This window comes from Pseudomonas sp. P1.31 (assembly GCF_001269815.1).
GTDB classification, from domain to species: domain Bacteria; phylum Pseudomonadota; class Gammaproteobacteria; order Pseudomonadales; family Pseudomonadaceae; genus Aquipseudomonas; species Aquipseudomonas rustica.
Genome location: NZ_LHVN01000019.1, coordinates 211,361 through 234,006, shown reverse-complemented (window position 1 = coordinate 234,006; position 22,646 = coordinate 211,361). Strand labels below are relative to the sequence as shown.

Genomic DNA, 22,646 nt, shown 5'->3' with positions numbered 1-22,646 from the left:
CAATATGTGCCAAAAGGCTCAAGTTCAACCTTCCGCCGACCGGTCACCCGCAACGACATCCGCCTCGCTGTCATCGGCGCGAGAGCCTGATGCTTCAGTCGATTGCGGCATGTGAATCGGCCCCATAGCGTACAAACGGCTGATCAGTTTGACCGGCAATCCGCTGACGTCGGTCATCCACTTCATGACCTGTTCCGGCGCACTCGAGCCCTGCATGGCGCGGTGCAGGTCAGGCAATGCCACCAGCATGCCGGGGTGGCACTTGCGCAGAAACCGCTCGAGCCCGGCGCCATGATCGATGAACGGCGCAAATAACAGGCACGTGAGTTGGGTTTCACTGATTGCGAATGTCGCTTGCAGCTGATTGGCCGCTTGAATGCGCCGCTGCTCAAGGTCGAGCAAGTTGCCGAAATTGGCCAGCAACTGCTCACACACCGGTTCGGGCACCTGTTTGAGGCGCATCGTCAACAGGCTTTCCTGCAAATATTCGCTGATGCCGGCCTCGTACGTCCGCCCCTCGATCACGCACGCCTGCAAACCCTGAAGATGCGCGGCAAGCAGCGGCTCAACGTAGTCGTTGTCGCTGTGATACAGCGCAAGATCGTCGGCCTGGAACCCGAGAAAATCACTGAGCAAAGGCCAGCGCTCTTCAAGTTTTCCGACAATCATGTCGTTGATAGCGATAAAACTGGTGCGGCGACAGGCCTCAAACTTGCCCTCCGGGCGCCATGGCAGGTGCTCACCGTCCGCATGAAAATGGCGGTAGAAATCTGGGCCAAGACCGTCGAGCAACGGGAATAAAGCGTCAAATCCACCGTGTTCAGCAGACAAACCACCGATTTCGGCCTTGAGCGCAGCGCGATTCAGCCCCTCGAGAAACTGCTGTTGTCGGCGCGGTGTTTCAGCACCAATCATCGCATCGACGCCATTGTTCCAGCGTGCGATCTGGCTGTAGAACTCCGCCGTAGCCAGGTAAGCGTCGTCCCACAGTTCAAGGGGCTCATCCCATGTGCGGCGATGGCCGACCATCAACAGATTGACGCGATTGGCTTCACGACTGTCCTCGCTGGCGGGCGTCTGATAATCGAACGGCAGCACCTCGCGATGATCCACCATCAACAGTTCAACCCGAGGATCGTCATACAGAAACAGTGCGCTGTAGCTGCGGTGCATGTTCTGCAAGGCGAAAGGACTTGTGCCGTTCCAGCGCAGGTTGGCCACGCGCAACTGGAATGTCGCCGGTGAACGACTGGCCAGGCTCAACTGCGCGGCCCGCAGCAGAGCCAGCGTGTAACAGCTGTCCCGGGAGCCCGACTGGACGACCAGCACCTTGAAATGACCGATGTTTTCCATGCCGCCAGCGGCCACCAGCAGTCGCTGCATCAATAGCTGCAACGCCGTACGTTCTGCGCGTGAGAAGAAGCTCAGCAAACGCTGCAGGACTTGCTGGTAGACATAATTCATTGCCTGATCATGGATCGTGCTCATCGGTATTTACCCGGTATCAATAGTTTCATGCTGCGCAGACTGAATGCTCAGTCGCACAACAATTCATCAATAAGTAATAGACGCTCAAATGCTAACACTTACGCAATCGTAGTTATTTGAAACACTTGAACAGTTAAGACCCCACCAACGCCCACGCCACGGGCTTCAACCGATTGTTAAATAACGGTATTTTTTTGTGGAAAATATTCCTAGGAAACTTCCCACAACAGCCCACGACAATTGAGTACAAGAAAAAAGGACGCAACTTCGGAATAGCCCTACAACAATTAAACAGAAATTGACACGACCAGCAGAAGTAGCCGTTTGATATTGCACAGGGCAAATAGAATGCACAGCCATGGCTCATTCCTTGAGATGAAAGTAATCATTCAATTATCAGGGCTTATATAGCGATTAGAAGATACAGATCGAGAGCAAAAACCAGTTCAGTTGCTGAATGGCCCTACACGCATCACGCGCAGGCAGTCTCTTTTTGGGGGATAAACGCAAAGAGTCCGTGGGGCCACGGACTCTGTTCAGCAGTGTTACGCCGGTTCGACCTGCAGGGCGACCCGTTCGCGACACGGGCATTCATCCATGTAGCGGTGTGCTTCGACAAACTCATCGAACGGGAACACCCGAGTCTTGAGCGGTAGCAGCACACGATCAGCGGTCAGCTGGTTGATGTCACGCAAGGCACGTTGCAGCGCCACGGAATCCTGCGTGATGCCCAGCTCCGGTTTGCCAGTGAAGTTGCCGATGCAGTGCACAAAGAACTGAATGTTCTTCTGGAACGCTGCACACGCCGGGAATGGCGTCTGGTTGCCACCTTGCAGACCGTACAACACCAGGCTGCCACGCGGGGCGAGAACGTCGCCGAGCAACGACATCTGCGGGCCACCCAGGCCATCGAACACTACGTCAACGCCACGGTTGTCGGTGATCTTGTTGATCCGCATCAGCAGATCTTCTTCCTCGGTGACGATGACTTTCTCGGCACCCAGCGACAGCAGGTATTCACGTTCTTCCGCGGTTTTGGTCGCGGCAATCACGCGTACACCCAAGGCTTTGCCCAGTTGTACAAAGGACGGCCCGGCACAGTGGCTGGCGTCAGTGACCAAGGCGAATTGCCCCGGCTTGACCCGCGCCAGATCGGCGTAGGCAAAATAGGCAATCAGCAGCGGCGTGTAATGCACGCTGGCTTCGATCGGGCTGAGGACGTCTGGATAACGGGTCAGCGCGGTACGCGGCAGCAAGATCTGCTCGCCGTAAACCGGATAATCGTTGGCGCTCTCGGCCGGGAAACTGGCCACCTTGTCGCCTACCGACAGATCATCGACACCGTCACCGACGGCGGTGACCACACCGGCCATCTCGTGACCGAGGCCTGCAGGCAAACGTGCCTGAGACGAGGCCAGGTTCTGACGCCAGAGCGTGTCATACCAGCTGATGCCGATCGCTTCGACACGTACCTGCACTTCGCCAGGACCTGGCTGAGCGGCCGCATGCTCTTCGCATTTGAGCACCTCGGCGGGACCAAACTTGTGAAAACGGATCGTGCGGGACATCGCAAACCTCGTCAAAGTAACCTCTAATGCCATGAACTCTATCTGGGCTTTTAACCCAAGACTATCAGTGGCTATTAATAGTCGACATGCCTGTCATTGATTCCGCAGTATGGGCGGCATTGGCACAATCCAGCAAAAAATCACTGCCACCGGCTCGGTAAAGCTGAATTTTCCGGTGCAGAGTACCAGCCTTTCCCCGTAAGATTCATGCCGGCCATTGTTCTCATATGGCCGCTCTCGTCAAGCTTGATGACTCTGCCAGGACTCCAGATGAATCGTAATGACCTGCGTCGTGTCGACCTGAACCTGTTGATCGTATTCGAAACATTGATGCACGAACGCAGCGTGACCCGGGCGGCGGAAAAGCTCTTTCTCGGTCAGCCGGCGATCAGTGCGGCGCTCTCGCGCCTGCGTAGCCTGTTCGATGACCCGTTATTTGTACGCACCGGGCGCAGCATGGAGCCGTCTGCCCGCGCGGTGGAAATCTTCGCCCTGCTCTCGCCGGCCCTGGATTCGATTTCCACCGCCGTCAGCCGCGCGGCGGAATTCGATCCGGCGACCAGCACCTCGGTGTTCCGCATCGGTTTATCCGATGACGTCGAGTTCGCCCTCCTGCCGATGTTGCTTAAACGCCTGCGCGCTGAAGCACCCGGCATCGTCTTGGTGATTCGTCGCGTCAACTACATATTGATGCCGGGCCTGTTGGCTTCCGGCGAGATATCCATTGGCGTCAGCTACACCACCGACCTGCCGGCCAACGCCAAACGCAAGGTTTTGCGTCGCAGCGCGCCTAAATTGCTGCGCGCCGATACCGTGCCGGGGCCGTTGAGTCTGGATGATTACTGTGCGCGGCCGCATGCGCTGGTGTCATTTGCCGGCGACCTCAGTGGCTTTATTGATGAAGAACTGGAAAAGCTTGGCCGCAAACGGCATGTGGTGCTGGCCGTGCCGCAGTTCAACGGGCTCAGCACGTTGCTCGCGGGCACTGACATCGTCGCGACCGTGCCGGATTACACGGCGGAAGCGCTGACGGCGGCTGGCGGGGTGCGGGCGGAAGATCCGCCGTTGCCGACGCGCACGTTTGAGCTGCACATGGCTTGGCGTGGGTCGCAGGATAATGATCCGGGGGAGCGCTGGTTGAGGTCGCGGATTCAGATGTTCTTTGGCGATCCGGACAGCCTCTAGAACCTACCGTCGATAGTGACGTCGTCGCTGACACCTCAGCGACGTTAGCCTCTTTGCGCCAACCACTGCTGCGAAAATTCCTACGCACACTTCTTGCTGCCACACCCAGCCGATATATATGATAAGGATTATCATTTGTACCATCCTTATCCGGCGCCCTCCTAAGATGCTTCCATCTCCACAAACCAGTTTCTGCGATGTCGCTGTGCTCTATCGCCAGCAGCACGGTTGGTTACAGAACTGGCTACGGCGTCGGCTCAATTGCACGCAGAGTGCGGCGGATCTGGCGCAAGATACGTTCATGCGCCTGTTGGCCAAGGAACAAGTGCCGGAGCTACACGCCCCGCGCACGTTTCTGGCGAAGGTGGCGCAGAGTGTTCTGTGCAATCACTACCGCCGACAAAAACTCGAACGCGCCTACCTTGAAGCACTGGCGGCGATGCCCGAGCAGGTCGCGCCGAGCCTGGAAACTCAGGCCATTCTGCTGGAAACCATGATCGCCCTCGACGCTGCGCTCGAAGGTCTTGAGCGCCCGGTGCGCGAGGCGTTTCTGTTGTCGCAGATGGACGGTTTGAGTCACGGTGAAATCGCCGCGCGGCTCGACGTTTCGATCACCACGGTCAAGCGCTACATCATCAAGGCCGGGGCGATGTGCATCATGCTCGACGACAGCCTCGACCTGCCATGAACCGCGAAGACACTTTGGCGATTTCCGGCGACGTCGCCGAGCAAGCCATGCACTGGCACCTTGAATTGCAGGAGCCCGAGGTCAGCGAAGCGACGCTCGCGGAGTGGATGCGCTGGCGTCAGGCGCACCCGGTGCACGAGCACGCCTGGCAACGGGCGGAAGTGTTTGCACGACGCATGCGCGACCTGCGCAGCCCCGACCAGCGCCCCCTCGCCCACGCCGCCCTGCGACCCACGCTGTCACGGCGTTCGGCGCTCAAGCAGTTGAGCGTCTTGTTTGCGGCCGGTGCCGGTGCCTGGGCCATGAAAGACACGGCGTTGGTGCAAGACTGGCGCGCGGATTACTACAGCCAGGTTGGCGAGCAAAAGAGCTTTACGCTGGCCGATAACACGCAAATCCAGCTCAACACCGACAGCGCAATCAACGTGGTTTTTGAACGGGAATCGCGGCGCATCAAGTTGCTGCGCGGCGAGCTGCTGGTCACCCGCGCCGATGGCCGATTGTTGTCGGTGGACACCGCTCAGGGTCGACTGGAATCCGCACTCGCGCGCTTCAGCGTCAGACAGCGCGCCGGTTTCACTCAGGTCAGCGTTTATCAGGGCACGTTGGCGATCAACCCTTCCCGTATGCCGCATCAGCCCATCACACTCAAGGCCGGCGAACAAATCAGTTTCAGCGCCGGGGAGATTTTCAGCAGGCAAGTCATTGCACTTACCACGCCGGCCTGGAGTCAGGGCATGCTGGTCGCGCAAGGCCAACGTCTGGCCGACTTCCTCGAAGACCTGAGCCGTTATCGCCAGGGCCATCTGGCCTGTGATCCGCGTTTGGCCGACCTGCGGGTTTCCGGCACCTTCCCCCTCGGCAACACCGAGAAAATCATCTACGCCGTCGCCGACACTCTGCAGCTCGACGTGCAGCAATTCACTCGCTACTGGGTGACGTTGAAACCGCGCACCACCTGATACTGAAAAATATTCGCATTTGGGTGGTCTGATTTCGATTCTCGCGAGACTTAAACCCCAGACATTCAATTCAATGGGGAAGCAACTCGTGAATCGCACCGCACGCAAACGCCAGGGCTGGCAATTTTCGATCAAACAGAAACTGGCCGGCGCCGTGGTTCAAGGCATCGCTTGCATGGCAGTGACCGCACCACTGCTGATCGCGCCAAACTGGGCCGCTGCCGAGCAAGCGCAAGAAGATTTCGATATCCCCGCTGGCGCACTCGCACCGGCGTTGACGCGTTTTGGCCAGACTGCGCACATCCTGTTGTCCTATTCCACATTACTGACCGAGGGGCGCAGCACATCCGGCCTTAAAGGTCGTTACGACGTCGACCAAGGTCTGGCGATTCTGCTGGCCGGCTCCGGGCTTGAAGCCAGTCGCGGCGCCAACGGCAATTATTCGCTGCAGGCCAGCACCGGTGATGCGCTGGAGCTGGGCGCGGTGTCGATTTCCGGCAAGGCGCCGGGTTCGACCACTGAAGGCACCGGGCTCTACACCACGTATTCCTCCAGCAGCTCGACGCGGCTGAACCTGACCCCGCGCGAGACTCCGCAATCGATGACGGTGATGACCCGTCAGCGTCTCGATGATCAGCGCCTGACCAACCTGACCGATGCCCTCGAAGCCACGCCGGGCATCACCGTGGTGCGCGACGGTCTCGGTTCGGAAAGCGATTCCTATTGGTCGCGCGGTTTTGCGATTCAGAACTACGAGGTCGACGGCGTTCCCACCAACACGCGCCTCGACAACTATTCGCAAAGCATGGCGATGTACGACCGCATCGAAGTCGTGCGCGGTGCCACCGGTTTGATCAGCGGCATGGGCAACCCGTCCGCGACGATCAACCTGATCCGTAAACGCCCGACTGCCGAAGCGCAGGCCAGCATCACCGGTGAGGCCGGCAACTGGGATCGCTACGGCACCGGTTTTGACGTCTCGGGGCCGCTGACGGAAACCGGCAATGTGCGCGGACGCTTTGTCGCCGATTACAAAACCGAGAAAGCCTGGATCGACCGTTACAACCAGCAGTCGCAGCTGATCTACGGCATCACCGAGTTCGATCTGACGGAAGACACCCTGCTGACCATGGGCTTCAGTTATCTGCGCAGCGACATAGACTCGCCGCTGCGCTCCGGCCTGCCGACGCGTTTCAGCACTGGCCAGCGCACCGACCTGCAACGCTCACTGAATGCTGCGCCAGACTGGTCGTACAACGATCATGAACAGACCAGTTTCTTCACTTCCATCGAGCAGCAACTGGGCAACGGCTGGAGCGGCAAGATCGAACTGACCCACGCCGAAAACAAGTTCGACGAACTGTTCAACTTCGCTATGGGTGACCTGAATACCGACGGCAGCGGTCTGTCGCAACTGCCGGTGCGCTTCTCGGGCACGCCGCGTCAGGACAACCTCGATGTGTACCTCACCGGCCCATTCAGTCTGTTCGGGCGCGAACACCAACTGATCACCGGCATGACCCTCTCACAGTACAAAGAAAGCACGCCGAGCTGGGGCGGTTGGCGTTACGACTACAACGGCTCGCCGGCGGGCGCTATCGACAACCTGTTCACCTGGGACGGCAACTCGGTTAAACCGGACTTCGCCGTCAGTGGCAAATCGTCGATCGACGAAGACCAATACGCGGCGTACCTGACCTCGCGTTTCAGCGTCAGCGATGACTTGAGCCTGATTCTCGGCAGCCGCGTGATCAACTGGAAACGCGACACCTCGGATCGCCCGTATGGCGGCGAAGAAAGCGAAGTCAATCGCGAAGAAAACGGCGTGTTCATTCCGTACGCCGGTATCGTTTACGACCTCAATGACACCTGGTCGCTGTACGCCAGCTACACCAAGATCTTCAACCCGCAAGCCTCGTGGGTCACCGACGAAGACAACAAACCGCTCGACCCGATGGAAGGCAAAGGCTACGAGATCGGCATCAAGGGCACGCACCTCGATGGCAAGCTCAACTCCAGCCTGGCCGTGTTCAAACTGGAGCAGGACAACCTGGCGATCTGGCAACACGACAACGTCTACAGCTCCGAGCAGGACACCACCTCCAAAGGCATCGAGATGGAGCTGAACGGTGAACTGGCCGAAGGCTGGCAGGCCTCCGCCGGCTACGCGTATTCAGTGACCACCAACGCCGACGACGAGCGCATCAACACCAACCTGCCGCGCAACAGCTTCAAGACCTTCACCAGCTATCGCCTGCACGGCCCGCTGGATAAAGTCACGATTGGCGGCGGCGTGAACTGGCAGAGCAAAGTCGGCGCCGACCTGCATACGTTCAGCCAGGGCAGCTACGCGGTGACCAACCTGATGGCCAAGTACGACTTCAGCCACAACCTCAGCGCTTCGGTGAATCTGAACAACGTGTTTGATCGCGAGTACTACAGCCAGTCCGGTCTGTACGGGGTTTACGGCGCACCGCGCAATATCATGACGAGCTTCAAGTACAACTTCTGATCCGCTCTGAAGTGGCGCGCCCTCTTTATGGGTGCGCCATGCGCCGGCAGCGCCTCGCATGAAACTTTCATTAAGGATATTGATAGCACCCTAACGAAAGGTGCATGCTAGAGGGCTCGCTACGGTCTTATATCATTCCGAATGATAGTTACCTTTGCTTCATTCGATTCGTGCCATCACAGCCTGCCGAGCATCATCCGCCCATCTTCAATACATTGGCGGATGCATCCATGGAACAGTCACTCAAACATTTGCGCTTCCCGTTGGCCATGCTGGCCATCCTGGTGATGAGCGCCTGCGGCAAGACTCCGGAGACTGCCGCCACCCAGCCTGCTGCCAAAGTCAGCGTGGCCAAGGTGATCGAACAACCGGTCAACGAATGGGACGAATTTACCGGCCGCCTCGAAGCACCGGAAACCGTTGAAATCCGTCCACGGGTCTCCGGCCAGATCGACGAAGTCGCTTTCACTGAAGGCGCCCTGGTCAAGAAAGGCGACCTGCTGTTCCAGATCGATCCGCGTCCGTTCCAGGCCGAGGTTCGCCGCCTCGAAGCCCTTGTCGCCCAATCCCGCGCCAACGCCACCCGCAGTGAAAACGAAGCTGGCCGTGGCGAACGTCTGCGTGCCAGCAACGCGATCTCTGCCGAACTGGCTGACTCGCGCACCAGCGCTGCTCAAGAAGCCCGCGCCGCCGTCGGTGCCCTGCAAGCGCAACTGGATCTGGCCAAACTCAACCTCAGCTTCACCCGCGTGACCGCGCCGATCACTGGCCGCGTCAGCCGTGCCGAGATCACCGCCGGTAACCTGGTGACCGCCGACACCACGCCGCTGACCAGCGTGGTTTCCACTGATCGCGTTTACGCTTACTTCGACGCCGACGAGCGTGTATTCCTCAAATACACCCAACTCGCCCGCAACGGTCAGCGCGGCGCGACCACCCCGGTGTACATGGGCCTGTCCAATGAAGACGGCAACCCGCACCTCGGTCAGATGAACTTCGTCGACAACCAGGTCAACCCGAAAACCGGCACCATCCGTGGTCGCGCAGTGTTCGACAACAGCGACGGCACCTACACCCCGGGCCTTTACGCACGACTGAAACTGGTCGGCAGCGGCACCTACAACGCCATGTTGATCAACGACGAAGCGGTCGGCACCGACCTCGGCAAGAAGTTCGTGCTGGTGATGGATGCGGACAACAACACCGTGTACCGCGCCGTCGAACTCGGTCCGAAAATCGAAGGCCTGCGCATCGTCCGCACCGGCCTGAACAAGGACGACACGATCATCGTCAAGGGTCTGCAACGGGTTCGCCCTGGCTCGCCGGTTACCCCGGAAGTGGTGCCGATGGCCAGCGAACAGACCATCGCGGCACTCGCTCAACAACGTCAAGCGCTGGAAGCCAGCAACCTGCCCAAAGTCGCCCCTGCCAAGGGTGCGTCCGGTGCGGTTGTGAAGCTGGCCGCCACGACCCCACGCGGTTAAGGGACGACAACTCCGATGAATTTTTCCCAATTCTTCATTTCACGGCCGATCTTCGCAGCGGTGCTGTCGCTGCTGATCCTGATCGCCGGTGCGATCTCGCTGTTCCAATTGCCCATCAGCGAATACCCGGAAGTCGTGCCACCGACCGTGGTGGTGCGTGCGAACTTCCCGGGCGCCAACCCCAAAGTCATCGGTGAAACCGTGGCGGCTCCATTGGAGCAAGCCATCACCGGCGTCGAGAACATGCTGTACATGTCCTCGCAGTCAACCGCCGACGGCAAGATCACCCTGACCATCACCTTCGCCCTGGGCACTGACCTCGACAACGCGCAGGTGCAGGTGCAAAACCGGGTGACCCGTACCGAGCCGAAACTTCCCGAGGAAGTGACACGCATCGGTATCACCGTCGACAAGGCCTCGCCCGACCTGACCATGGTTGTGCACTTGACCTCGCCGGACAAACGCTACGACATGCTTTATCTGTCGAACTACGCAATCCTCAACATCAAGGATGAGCTGGCGCGTCTGAACGGCGTCGGTGACGTGCAACTGTTCGGTATGGGCGACTACTCGCTGCGAGTCTGGCTCGATCCGAACAAAACCGCTTCGCGCAATCTGACCGCGACCGATGTGGTTACCGCGATTCGTGAACAGAACCGTCAAGTGGCTGCCGGTCAATTGGGCGCGCCCCCTGCCCCGAATGCTCAGAGCTTCCAGCTGTCGGTGAACACTCAGGGCCGTCTGGTCACTGAGGAAGAGTTCGAGAACATCATCATTCGCGCTGGCGACAATGGTGAAATCACTCGCCTGAAAGACATCGCTCGCGTCGAGCTGGGTTCCAGCCAATACGCCCTGCGCTCGTTGCTGAACAACCAGCCTGCCGTGGCGATCCCTATCTTCCAGCGCCCAGGTTCCAACGCCATCGATATCTCGAACGAAGTTCGCGGCAAGATGGACGAGCTGAAGAAAAGCTTCCCGCAAGGCATGGACTACAGCATCGTCTATGACCCGACGATCTTCGTGCGCGGCTCGATCGAGGCGGTGGTTCACACCCTCTTCGAAGCACTGATCCTCGTGGTTCTGGTGGTGATTCTGTTCCTGCAAACCTGGCGCGCCTCGATCATTCCGTTGGTGGCGGTGCCGGTATCGTTGATCGGTACGTTTGCGGTGATGCACCTGTTTGGCTTCTCGCTGAATGCGCTGTCGCTGTTCGGTCTGGTACTGGCCATCGGTATCGTGGTGGACGACGCCATCGTGGTGGTGGAGAACGTCGAGCGGAACATCGGACTCGGCCTGACGCCGGTCGAAGCGACCAAACGGGCGATGCGTGAAGTGACCGGCCCGATCATTGCCACGGCGCTGGTGCTGTGTGCGGTGTTCATTCCGGCGGCGTTTATTTCCGGCCTCACCGGGCAGTTCTACAAGCAGTTCGCACTGACCATTGCCATCTCGACCGTGATCTCGGCGTTCAACTCGCTGACCCTGTCGCCAGCGCTGGCCGCTGTGTTGCTGAAAAGCCACGACGCACCGAAAGACCGCTTCTCGAAAGTGCTCGACAAGATCTTCGGTGGCTGGCTGTTCCGTCCGTTCAACCGCTTCTTTGACCGCGCCAGCCATGGCTACGTCGGCACGGTGGGCCGGGTTATCCGCAGCAGCGGCATCGCCCTTCTGCTGTACGCAGGCCTGATGGTGTTGACCTTCTTCGGTTTCTCCAGCACCCCGACCGGTTTCGTACCCGGCCAGGACAAGCAATACCTGGTGGCTTTCGCGCAACTGCCGGACGCTTCGAGCCTGGATCGCACCGAAGACGTGATCAAACGCATGTCCGACCTCGCGCTGAAACAGCCAGGCGTGGAAAGCGCTGTAGCGTTCCCGGGCCTGTCGATCAACGGTTTCACCAACAGTCCGAACGCCGGCATCGTCTTCGTGACCCTGAAGCCGTTCGACGAACGTAAAGACGCGAGCATGTCCGCCGGTGCGATCGCCGGGGCCTTGAACGGCCAGTTCGCCAACATTCAAGAAGCCTACATGGCGATCTTCCCGCCACCGCCGGTACAAGGTCTGGGCACCATTGGTGGTTTCCGTCTGCAAATCGAAGACCGGGGCAACCTGGGCTACGACGAGCTGTACAAAGAAACCATGAACATCATCAACAAGAGCCACAACGTGCCGGAACTGGCAGGCCTGTTCACCAGCTACACCGTGAACGTGCCGCAGGTCGATGCCGCCATCGACCGTGAAAAAGCCAAGACCCACGGCGTGGCCGTCAGCGACATCTTCGACACCCTGCAGATTTACCTGGGTTCGCTGTATGCCAACGACTTCAACCGCTTCGGGCGCACCTATCAGGTCAACGTTCAGGCCGAGCAGCAGTTCCGCCTCGAATCCGATCAGATCGGTCAGTTGAAAGTGCGTAACAACAAAGGCGAAATGATCCCGCTGGCGACCTTCATCAAGGTCAGCGACACCTCGGGCCCGGATCGCGTGATGCACTACAACGGCTTCATTACCGCAGAAATCAACGGTGCCGCAGCCCCAGGCTACAGCTCCGGCCAGGCCGAAAAAGCCATCGAGAAACTGCTCAAGGAAGAACTTCCGAACGGCATGACCTACGAGTGGACCGACCTGACCTACCAGCAGATTCTGTCCGGCAACACCGCGCTGTTCGTGTTCCCGCTCTGCGTATTGCTGGCGTTCCTCGTACTCGCCGCTCAGTACGAAAGCTGGAGCCTGCCACTGGCGGTGATCCTGATCGTTCCGATGACCCTGCTGTCGGCCATCACCGGCGTGATCATCTCGGGCGGTGACAACAACATCTTCACCCAGATCGGTTTGATCGTACTGGTCGGATTGGCGTGTAAGAACGCGATTCTGATCGTCGAGTTCGCCAAGGATAAACAGGAAGAAGGCCTCAACCCGCTCGCCGCAGTACTGGAAGCTTGCCGTCTGCGTCTGCGGCCGATCCTGATGACCTCCTTCGCGTTCATCATGGGTGTAGTGCCACTGGTGTTCTCCAGCGGTGCCGGTGCCGAGATGCGTCATGCCATGGGCGTGGCGGTGTTCTCCGGGATGCTCGGGGTGACCTTCTTCGGTCTGTTGCTGACGCCCGTGTTCTACGTGCTGATCCGTAACTTTGTTGAGCGCGGCGAAGCCCGCAAAGCGGCTAAGGCCCTCAAACTGGAGGCGCAACAATGAGTCTGAAAGTCTTCCTGCCGAGCCTGCTGGTGCTGGCCCTCAGCGCCTGCGCCGTCGGCCCCGACTACAAGACCCCAGCCACGGAGGCGGCCAACATCACGGCCGTCACCGACGGCGCCGCCGGGCAAAAGAACTTCGACCGATCGAAATTCGAAGGCATCTGGTGGCAGCAATTCGACGATCCGACCCTCAACCAGTTGGTGACCCAATCGCTGCAAGGCAACCGTGAACTGCGCGTGGCGTTCGCCCGCTGGAAAGCCGCTCGGGCAATCCGCGACGATGCCAGCAACGATGCAATGCCGACCATCACCAGCCGCGTCAGCAGTGATCTGGCCAAGGGGCAAATCCCCGGCCAGACCACCGATCGGGTCAACAGCGAACGCTATGATCTCGGTCTGGACATGGCCTGGGAGCTCGATCTGTTCGGGCGCATCCAGCGCAATCTGGAAGCCAGCGACGCCGATCAAGAGGCCGCCAAAGCCGATCTGTACCAACTGCAAGTCACCATGATTGCCGAACTGGTCGACGCTTACGGTCAACTGCGCGGCGCTCAGTTGCGGGAAAAGATCGCCGTGGCCAACCTGAACAACCAGCAGGAGTCGCGCAAGATCACCATCAGCCTGCGTGACGCCGGCGTTGGCGATCAGCTCGACGTCGAACGTGCCGATGCGCGTCTGGCTTCGGTAGAAGCCAGCGTGCCGCAATTGCAGGCCGAACAGGTTCGGCAGAAAAACCGCATCGCCACCCTGCTGGGTGAGCGTCCGGACAAGCTGACCGTCGACCTTAGCCCAAAAGACTTGCCGGCGATTGCCAAGGCCCTGCCAATCGGCGATCCGGGTGAACTGCTGCAACGTCGCCCGGACATCCTCAGCGCAGAACGCAACCTGGCTTCGGCCACAGCGCGCATCGGCGTGGCGAAAGCCGATCTGTTCCCACGGGTCAGCCTCAGCGGTTTCCTTGGCTGGACGGCCGGGCGTGGTTCGCAAATCGGTTCCTCGGCGGCCAACGCCTGGGCACTCGGCCCGAGCATCACCTGGGCTGCGTTCGACCTTGGCAGCGTGCGAGCGCGTTTGCGCGGCGCCGATGCCGAAGCTGAAGGCGCACTGGCGACTTACGAGCAGCAAGTGCTGCTGGCCCTGGAAGAATCGGAAAACGCCTTCAGCGATTACGGCAAACGTCAGCAACGGCTGATCTCGCTGATTCGTCAGAGTGAGTCGAGCCGCAAGGCTGCTGACCTCGCCGAGATCCGCTATCGCGAAGGCACTACCGACTTCCTCGTGCTGCTTGATGCTCAGCGTGAACGTCTGAACGCCGAGGACACCCAGGCGCAGGCCGAAGTCGATCTGTATCGCGGCATTGTCGCGATCTACAAAGCCCTCGGCGGCGGCTGGCAACCGGAGACTGTTGCCAGCAAGTAATCGATTGTTAAAGAGCTCCTTTGGTTGGCCGCAACCAACCAAATTTTTTGCCCCGCGTATCATTCGGTCGCGGGGCTTTTTTGTGCCTGCCGAATCAACATGTAGGAGCTGCCGAAGGCTGCGATCTTTTGATGTTGCTTTTGGATGGGCAAGATCAAAAGATCGCAGCCTTCGGCAGCTCCTACAGGGGTTAGTGTGATTCCAGGATGGTTACGGTGGCTGTGGTGCCCGCTCGCAAGCGGTTCTTGCCAGCGTAATCCGCGTCAATCTCGATCCGCACCGGCACCCGTTGCGCGAGTTTTACCCAGGTGTAACTCGGGTTGATGTTGGCCAGCAGTCGACTGCCCGGGGCGTTTTCGCGGTCGGCAATGGCGTAGGCGATGCTCTGCACCGTGCCGCCGAAGGTTTCGCCACTCATCAGCTGCACTTTGACCCGGTCACCCTCTTCGATCCTCGGCAGTTTGGTTTCTTCGAAATAACCGCTGATGTAGAAAGAATCACTGTCGACCAGCGCCAACAGCGCGCCACCGGCCACGGCGTAATCGCCCTGCCGGGTCAGTAGATTGGTGACGAAACCGCTGACCGGGGATTCGACACGGGTGCGCTGCAAATCCAGTTCCGCTTGGCTCAGTGCAGCAATAGCCAGTTGCACATTGGCCTCGGCCAGCCCGAGATTGGCCTGATTGCGCAACAGATCGGCCTGGGCCACGGCGACGTCGGTGCTGGACTTCTCCCACTCCTCACCGGAAATGGCAAAACCCTGTTTCAACGTGCGCCGCCGACGTTCTTCGCTTTGGCGCTGTTTGAGCAGCGCCTCACTGGCAACAATCGAGGCTTTCGATTGGCCCAGCGTGGCTTTGGACACCTCGACCTCACGTCGCGCATGTTCCACCGCCAGTTTGTAGCGTGCCGGATCAATCTCCATCAGCAATTGGCCTTTATCAACGTGCTGGTTGTCCTGCACTGCCAGACTGACGATGCGCCCGGACACATCGGCCGACAATGTCACCACATCCGCCCTCACCCGGGCATCCCGTGTCCACGGCGCGCGGGTGTAATACTCCCAGGCGAACCAGCCGAGAACGATCGCCAATATCACCACCGCCACGGTCATCATTCTTGCCAACAACATTTTCAAGGGTTCAGGCTCCCATCAACAGAATCAGCGTGGCACAGACACAGGCATACAAGGCGCCTTCGAACAGGGCTTCATGCCAGACCAGGCGCAACACACCCAGACGACGCAGCACCCAATCCAGCAGCAGGAATATCGGAATCGCCAGTAACAGCGCCTGGGCAATGGGCGGCAGGTAGACGCCGCCAACTTCGAAATCAATGGGCAAGGATCGGTTCTCCTTCAACGGTTCCTGCTTGCAGATATTCGCCATGACGTTGCAGGAATGACACGACGATCAGCAACGCCACACGCATACGGAACACCGAGCCTAGATGTTCGTGACTGGCGACGTGCAATTCGTCCAGCTCATCGCCTAATGCGTGAAGTCGTTCCAGCAATGGCGCCAGTTGCACATCATCACGCGCGGCGACAAACCGCCCGGTGTGGCGCAACGCTGAAGACAAATGCTGGCTGAACGCAGGCGTCACCAGCGTGTTGTTCTGTGCTTGCAGCCGTAGTTGCTGCATCGCCACCCCCAGCGCCAGACACGCCAGCGTCACTTCGTAGAGTTGCGGCATCGCTCGGTCATTCACCGCCGGCAACAGACCCTGCATGCTGGTCAGGCGATCGACCATGCGGCTTTCGAAAGCGAATTGCTGTTCATCGGTGGCCGGCAGCTTGGTCAGTTGATAGACCTGCTCGCGTGCTTCGTTATAGAGGCGACGCAGACGCCACGCCGGACGAAACGGGAAAATCCACGCGTAGACAATCAGCGCCAGCATCGCCGCGCTGACGTAAGCGCCGGCGAACTCAAACCATTGAATTGCGCTGTTCTGACCGGTACCAGCGTTCTGCGGGCCAAGCATCAGAAAACTCGACAAACCCAACCCCATCGCGATGCCCGCCGTGGCCGGACTGGATAACCCCACCGCGATCACATAGAGCAATGGCGCGAGCACCAACGCCAGCATTTCGAAGTTGCTGATCGCTGGCACGATCATGAATTGATAGAGCGCCGACACCAGCAACGCCACGCCCAAGCCACGCGCATAACTCTGCGCAGCCATCAGCGGCCGCGGGAACGTCGCCATCAGTGAACACAGGATGCCGACCAGAATCATCCCGCCGCGCGCACCATCCCACGCCGTTTCGATCCAGATCAGCCCGGCCACCAGCAAAGCGGTAAACGCTCGAATTGCGTTCATCGAGGCCAGGGTGAAATCCAGATGCAGCGGGCTCTGCTGACCGCGAAACATGCAACTGGCCTCGCGCCCTTCCTGGATCGCATCGCTGAGTTCAAGAATTTGCTCCAGTTGTTGCATCAACCGCGCTTGCTCCCAGCGCAGCGCCCACGCCAGTGAACGCAGTGTGGCGCTCATGTCCTCGGTCAATTGCTCGGCCTTGTAGGCCATTTCATCGAACTGTTGCTGCAGCGTGACGAAGTGGTGCCGGGCCTCCTCAGGCATGGCACGGCCCTGCCGCGCCAACTGATCGAGAAACGCCAGTTCATCGGCGCGTAATCGCTGGATATCCAGCGGTAGATCACCTTCCCAACGCTCGGTGAGCAATTGCCGCTGGTGACGCAGTGCGGTCAGCCGCGACGTTAGCAACATCAGTTGATTGCCCAATAACAGCACCAGATTGTTAGCGCTGCGCAGGCGCGGTGCATCGAAGTACAAATGCCGACGCAGGCCTTCCAGCGCACTGATTTCAGCGAGCACCTGCATTTGCCGACGCTGAAAATCGGCTTCGCTTTCTTCCGTGCGAATCACGGCAGCGGCATGGCCGGCGACCAGTTTGATCACTTGATCAACCTTGGCGAAATAACCCTTGGCCACCGCTTCGGGCCTCGCCGTCAGCAGGCTGACCACACAGACGCAGGCTACCGCCAATAACGTTTCAGTGACTCGGGTGACGGCCAGCAGGAACGTCCCGTCCGGTTCGGGAATCGCCAACAACGCCACCACCACCGCTGTATACCCGCTGAGCACGAATGCCTGCGAACTGGTGTAACGCAACAACGTGCCGCCCGCCGTACACAGTGCCAACCACAACGCGAGCGTTGTAATAAATGGCAGCGGTGCCTGAGGGAAGATCGCCATGATCAGCACTGCCACCGCCGCACCCAGCGTGGTGCCAATCACCTGGCCAAAACTGCGTGCCAGTGCCATCCCGGCCAGCGGCTGGCTGACAATCACCACCGCCATGATTGACCACTTTGGCTGATCAAGATCGAATACAAATGCCAAATATAAAGTGAGCAACCCGGCGGCAATGGTGCGCAGGGCAAACAACAGCACAGCCTGACCCGGATGGATCACCGCTTTGAAATAATTGAACAGGGCTTGCATGGGCACACTCATTAAAAGCAACTCCTGCAAGCGTAGACACTGCATCGCAAGCCGGACGAGTAATGCATTCGACGCGTGTTGTAGGACGTTTCACAAGGACAAGGTTTGACTCCCGCGCCGAGCTGACCGAAGCTTGCCGCTCTGCTCAAGTCAGCACGTTTCCGGATACCTGCATGCTCCAGTCCCGCCGCTACCTGCTCATCAGCCTTGGCCTCGCATTGATTGTGATCGTCGCCTGGTTGTCACTGCGCAGCACCACTCCGGTTGTCCCCGAAGCGATCAAGCATGGCTACAGCGAAGCTTTGTCGGCGGCGCGTGCCGGTCAGCCGGGGGCGGCGCGGCAGTTGTATCAGCAATTGGGGCGTCCTGATCTGTCGGTGAAACGCCGCGTGTGGCTGCATGCGGAATTGCCCAATTATCCAAGCCCGCAGGCATTGAAACTGGCCGATGCTGATTTGCAGAGCGAAGCGGCCGATGTTCGCCTGGCGGCAATCAAAAGTGTCGTGGGCCTGGTACCCGGCGGCCAGCGCAGCCTATTGCTCGGGCCGCTGCTGGAGGACGAGGATCAAACCGTTCGCTTTGCCGCGATCAATGCCCTGCTCGGTTTGACCCCGGATGAGCTGGGGTTGTACTTCGCGCCGCTGGAGCAAGCGATCGACGGCTGGGAGCAAGTCCTCAAGGAGCAACCACCGAGCGCTGCGACCTACGCGCAACTGGCGCGCCTGCACTTGCACAATGCCGAACTCAAGCAAGCGCAGGACGCGCTGGAAAACACTTTGCGCCTGGAGCCGGGCAACTTGCCGGCGCTGGTCATGCAGATTGATGTGCTCGACCGTCAGGGCCAGAGCGACGCTGCCCGACAATTGCTTGCGCAGCAGCTCAAAGCCCAGCCCGATTCGGCGTATCTGCAACATGCTCTCGGCCTATGGCTGCTGCACCATGATCAGCTCGAATTTGCTTTGCTCGGCTTATCCAAAGCCGTCGAACTTGAACCCGACAACAAGGATTATCGCTACGACCTCGCGACCACCCTGCACAGCGCCGAAGAGCTGGAAGCCGCGCAGAATCAGTTGCAGGAAATCGTTCAGCGCCATCCTGCCGACCGCAAGGCGCGGGTGTTGCTGATCAATTACTGGAAAGAAAGCGGTCAATTACAGAACGTGCAGGTTTTGCTGGCTCAGCTGGAACAACTCAATCCGGATGATCCTGCTTTGCAACAGGGCCTCTAAACCTCAAGCACACTGACCGAATTCACCACTGCCTGTGGCGAGGGGATTTATCCCCGTTGGGTCGCGCAGCGGCCCCTCTTCACCAAAAGCAGGGCCTGCTGCGCACGCCAACGGGGATTTATCCCCTCGCCACAAAATCCTGCCTCAGCTTTTTGTGTTCGCCGTAAACTTTCAAGAAGAAAGAGCGGAACTGCCATCACGGCCCAAGGTCAAGTAATCAGGCAGCTCAATCGAGTCAGCTGCCTCGCTTCCCCTAGTCATGAGAGGGCATTTTTTGTCTACATCTAACGAGTTGATCAGTGCAAAAGCCGCCACCGGCATTGTGGGCCTGGATGACATCCTGGCCGGTGGCTTATCGCGCGGGCATGTTTTCCTGCTGGAAGGAGAACCCGGAACCGGTAAAACCACGGTCGCTTTGCATTTTCTAATGGCCGGCGCGAAAGCCGGCGAACGCTCGTTGTACATCACGCTGTCGGAAACCGAGAATGAATTGCGCCAGGGTGCGCTCTCCCACGGCTGGGAGCTGGATGAGAACATCAAGATTTTTGAGCTGACGCCACCGGAAAGCCTGCTCAATGCCGAGCATCAGCAGAGCTTGCTGTACTCCTCCGATTTGGAGTTGGGCGAAGCAACCAAGCAGATTTTCGAAGCGGTCGAACGCTTCAAACCGACCCGCGTCGTGCTCGATAGCCTGTCGGAGATCCGTTTGCTGGCGCAAAGCTCTTTGCGCTATCGCCGGCAGATTCTGGCAATCAAACATTACTTCGTGCGCTACAACGCTACCGTACTGTTGCTCGACGATTTGACCACCGAGTCCCTCGACAAAACCGTGCACAGCGTGGCCCACGGCGTGATTCGTCTGGAAGAGCTGACCCCAAACTATGGCGCCGAGCGCCGCCGCGTGCGGGTAGTCAAATACCGCGGTCAGAAGTATCGCGGAGGCTTCCACGACTTCACCATCATGGGTGACGGCGTTCACGTATTCCCAAGGCTGGTCGCCGCCGAACACCGTGGAGAATATGCACGCCTGCAGCTCACCAGCGGCATCAAAGAGCTGGACGCCCTGCTCGGCGGTGGCATCGAAACCGGTTCCAGCACACTGATTCTCGGCCCGGCCGGTACCGGTAAATCGCTTATCTCGATGATCTTTGCCGCTGCGGCAGTGACGCGTGGCGAGAAAGCTGCGTTGTTCATTTTCGATGAAGAACTGGGTTTGCTGTTCGAGCGCATGAGAAATATCGGCATCGACCTCAAGGCCCTGCAAGCGACCGGCAATCTGTTGATCGAACAGGTAGACGCCGCCGAACTGTCGCCGGGCGAGTTTTCCCACCGCGTGCGACGCTGCGTCGATGAAGGCGAAATCAAAACCGTGGTGATTGACAGCATCAACGGCTATCAAGCCGCGATGCCGGAAGAAAATGCCTTGGTGCTGCACATGCACGAGTTGCTGCTGTACCTTAACCGCAAAGGCGCGGCGACGTTTATGACCGTCGCCCAACATGGTCTGGTCGGCGATATGCAAGCGCCGGTCGACATCACTTACCTGGCCGACACGGTGATTCTGTTGCGTTACTTCGAAGCCCTCGGCAAAGTCCGGCGGGCGATTTCCATCATCAAGAAACGCACCGGCAGCCACGAATCGACCATTCGCGAATACCGCATTTCCACGCAGGGCATGACCATTGGTGAACCGCTGGAAGCCTTCCAGGGCGTGCTTCGTGGCGTACCGACTTACCTCGGCGCGAGCAAACCGCTGCTGCAGGAAGATAACTTGTGACGGTGGCTACGCCGCTGGCCGAACGGGCGCTCATTCTGGCGCCCGTGGGTCGCGACAGCCAAATTGCGCTGATGATCCTTAATGAAGCTGGATTTGGTGGTTTGATCACGCCGGATCTGGCGACACTGTGTTCGCAACTGGAACCTGGCGCCGGGTTGTTGTTGATTGCCGCGGAAGCGTTGCGTGGCCCGGAGCTGGAGGTGTTGTTCCAGCATCTGGAGCAACAACCGGCCTGGTCGGATCTACCGATCGTGCTGCTCACTCATCACGGCGGACAGGAACAAGGTCCCTCCTCACGCCTGAGCACTTTACTGGGCAATGTGAGCTTCCTTGAGCGCCCTTTCCACCCGGCCACGTTGGTCAGTATGGTCTCCGCCGCCCTGCGCGGTCGACGACGACAATATGAAGCCCGCGACCGCTTGATCGATCTGAGTGAAAGCGAACGGCGCCTGCAATCGACACTGGAAACCCTCGAACAACAGGTCGAGGAACGCACCGCGCAACTTCGCCACAACGAAGAAGCGTTGCGCCAATCGCAGAAGATGGAAGCGGTCGGCCAGCTCACGGGCGGCATCGCCCACGACTTCAACAATATGCTCACCGGGATCATCGGTAGCCTTGAGTTGCTGCGCCGGCGACTTGCGCGTGGGCGCCTGGATGATCTCGACAGCCTGATCGATCTGGGCGTGACCTCTGCCAACCGCGCTGCCGGCCTGACCCATCGGCTGCTGGCGTTCTCTCGTCGGCAGTCGCTTGATTCCAAAGCCGTACAGATGAATACCCTTGTGCTGTCGATGGGCGAGCTGCTGCAACGCAGTCTCAACGAGAGCATCCAGCTGGACATGCGCCTGAACGACAAATTGTGGGTCGCCGAGGCCGATCCGAATCAACTGGAAAGCGCCCTGCTCAACTTGGTGATCAACGCCCGCGACGCCATGCCCGAGGGTGGCAAATTGATCGTCGAAACCAGCAATCAGGTGCTGCATCGCGAATTCACCGAGGCCTACAGCAACCTTGAGCCCGGCGATTACGTGATGCTCAGCGTCACCGACAATGGCAGCGGCATGCCGCAAAGCGTGATCAACCGCGCGTTCGATCCGTTCTTCACCACCAAACCAATCGGCCAGGGCACCGGGCTCGGTCTGTCGATGATTTACGGCTTCAGCAAACAGTCACGCGGGCATGTTTCGATCGACAGTGAAATCGATCAAGGCACCACCGTCAGACTGTATCTGCCGCGCTTCCGTGGCGAAGAACTTGAGCAACCCGACACCGATATCCAGCAAGCGCCGGATGCAATCAACGGTGAGACAGTGTTGATCGTCGAAGATGACCCAGCCGTTCGCGTGCTGGTCAGCGCGGTTTTAAGCGAGTTGGGTTATGCCTTCGTCGAGGCCGGGGATGCCGATGGTGCTGTGCCGATTCTGAATTCGGCGCAGCGTATTGATCTGCTCATCAGCGATGTTGGCCTGCCGGGCATGAATGGCCGGCAGTTGGCCGAGATTGGTCGTCAATATCGGCCGGGGTTGAAGGTGCTGTTTATCACTGGATATGCCGAACACGCGGCCGTGCGCGGCGGGTTCCTCGATCCGGGAATGCAGATGATCACCAAGCCGTTCACCTTTGACCTTCTGACGGCGAAGGTCAGGGAGATGATCCGGCAGTGACGTTT

Annotated in this window: 15 protein-coding genes; 10 read left to right on the top strand and 5 right to left on the bottom strand. The window is 59.2% G+C overall.

Annotated elements, in window-relative coordinates:
• Positions 1-24 precede the first annotated feature (24 nt).
• The gene (locus AD669_RS11985) at positions 25-1,488 is read right to left on the bottom strand and encodes a hypothetical protein (protein WP_053119936.1); all 1,464 of its coding nucleotides are present in this window, start codon (positions 1,486-1,488) and stop codon (positions 25-27) included.
• Positions 1,489-2,033: 545 nt separating this feature from the next.
• Complete coding sequence (locus AD669_RS11980) at positions 2,034-3,056, bottom strand: zinc-dependent alcohol dehydrogenase family protein (RefSeq protein ID WP_053119934.1); 1,023 nt, start codon at positions 3,054-3,056, stop codon at positions 2,034-2,036.
• A gap of 270 nt (positions 3,057-3,326) precedes the next feature.
• Between AD669_RS11980 and AD669_RS11975 the strand changes: the two genes are divergently transcribed.
• The 7 genes from AD669_RS11975 (at position 3,327) to AD669_RS11945 (ending at position 14,500) form a co-directional block, all read left to right on the top strand.
• A complete protein-coding gene (locus AD669_RS11975; RefSeq protein WP_053119932.1) occupies positions 3,327-4,241 on the top strand; it encodes a LysR family transcriptional regulator in 915 nt (304 codons plus the stop codon).
• 166 nt (positions 4,242-4,407) lie between these two features.
• Complete coding sequence (locus AD669_RS11970; protein ID WP_053119931.1) at positions 4,408-4,929, top strand: sigma-70 family RNA polymerase sigma factor; 522 nt, start codon at positions 4,408-4,410, stop codon at positions 4,927-4,929.
• Complete coding sequence (locus tag AD669_RS11965) at positions 4,926-5,891, top strand: FecR domain-containing protein (RefSeq protein WP_053119929.1); 966 nt, start codon at positions 4,926-4,928, stop codon at positions 5,889-5,891. Before AD669_RS11970 ends, AD669_RS11965 begins: the two co-directional genes overlap by 4 nt.
• 175 nt (positions 5,892-6,066) lie before the next feature.
• The gene (locus tag AD669_RS11960; RefSeq protein WP_053120468.1) at positions 6,067-8,403 is read left to right on the top strand and encodes a TonB-dependent receptor; all 2,337 of its coding nucleotides are present in this window, start codon (positions 6,067-6,069) and stop codon (positions 8,401-8,403) included.
• Positions 8,404-8,633: 230 nt separating this feature from the next.
• On the top strand, positions 8,634-9,887 hold the full coding sequence (gene mexE, locus AD669_RS11955) for a multidrug efflux RND transporter periplasmic adaptor subunit MexE (protein ID WP_053119928.1): 1,254 nt from the start codon (positions 8,634-8,636) through the stop codon (positions 9,885-9,887).
• Between the two features lie 15 nt (positions 9,888-9,902).
• The gene (locus AD669_RS11950) at positions 9,903-13,082 is read left to right on the top strand and encodes an efflux RND transporter permease subunit (protein ID WP_053119927.1); all 3,180 of its coding nucleotides are present in this window, start codon (positions 9,903-9,905) and stop codon (positions 13,080-13,082) included.
• Positions 13,079-14,500, top strand: coding sequence for an efflux transporter outer membrane subunit (locus AD669_RS11945; protein WP_053119925.1), 1,422 nt, complete (start codon positions 13,079-13,081; stop codon positions 14,498-14,500). The genes AD669_RS11950 and AD669_RS11945 overlap by 4 nt, the downstream gene beginning before the upstream one ends.
• A 190-nt stretch (positions 14,501-14,690) precedes the next feature.
• Here AD669_RS11945 and AD669_RS11940 read toward each other — a convergent pair whose 3' ends face one another.
• Genes AD669_RS11940 through AD669_RS11930 form a run of 3 tightly spaced genes read right to left on the bottom strand, consistent with a single transcriptional unit; the run spans position 14,691 to position 17,980 of the window.
• Complete coding sequence (locus AD669_RS11940; protein WP_053119924.1) at positions 14,691-15,638, bottom strand: HlyD family secretion protein; 948 nt, start codon at positions 15,636-15,638, stop codon at positions 14,691-14,693.
• 4 nt (positions 15,639-15,642) lie between these two features.
• Entirely contained in the window at positions 15,643-15,843 is a 201-nt protein-coding gene (locus AD669_RS11935) for a DUF1656 domain-containing protein (protein ID WP_053119922.1), read from the bottom strand.
• Positions 15,833-17,980, bottom strand: coding sequence for an FUSC family protein (locus AD669_RS11930; RefSeq protein WP_256218850.1), 2,148 nt, complete (start codon positions 17,978-17,980; stop codon positions 15,833-15,835). Before AD669_RS11930 ends, AD669_RS11935 begins: the two co-directional genes overlap by 11 nt.
• A gap of 161 nt (positions 17,981-18,141) precedes the next feature.
• Here AD669_RS11930 and AD669_RS11925 point away from each other — a divergent pair, with 161 nt between their 5' ends.
• The 3 genes from AD669_RS11925 to AD669_RS11915 all read left to right on the top strand — a co-directional run bounded on the left by AD669_RS11925 (position 18,142) and on the right by AD669_RS11915 (position 22,641).
• Positions 18,142-19,197, top strand: coding sequence for a tetratricopeptide repeat protein (locus AD669_RS11925; RefSeq protein WP_053119918.1), 1,056 nt, complete (start codon positions 18,142-18,144; stop codon positions 19,195-19,197).
• A gap of 274 nt (positions 19,198-19,471) precedes the next feature.
• A complete protein-coding gene (locus tag AD669_RS11920; protein ID WP_053119916.1) occupies positions 19,472-20,974 on the top strand; it encodes an ATPase domain-containing protein in 1,503 nt (500 codons plus the stop codon).
• Positions 20,971-22,641, top strand: a complete 1,671-nt coding sequence (locus AD669_RS11915; protein ID WP_053119914.1) for an ATP-binding protein — start codon at positions 20,971-20,973, stop codon at positions 22,639-22,641. The genes AD669_RS11920 and AD669_RS11915 overlap by 4 nt, the downstream gene beginning before the upstream one ends.
• The last annotated feature ends 5 nt before the right edge of the window (positions 22,642-22,646 follow it).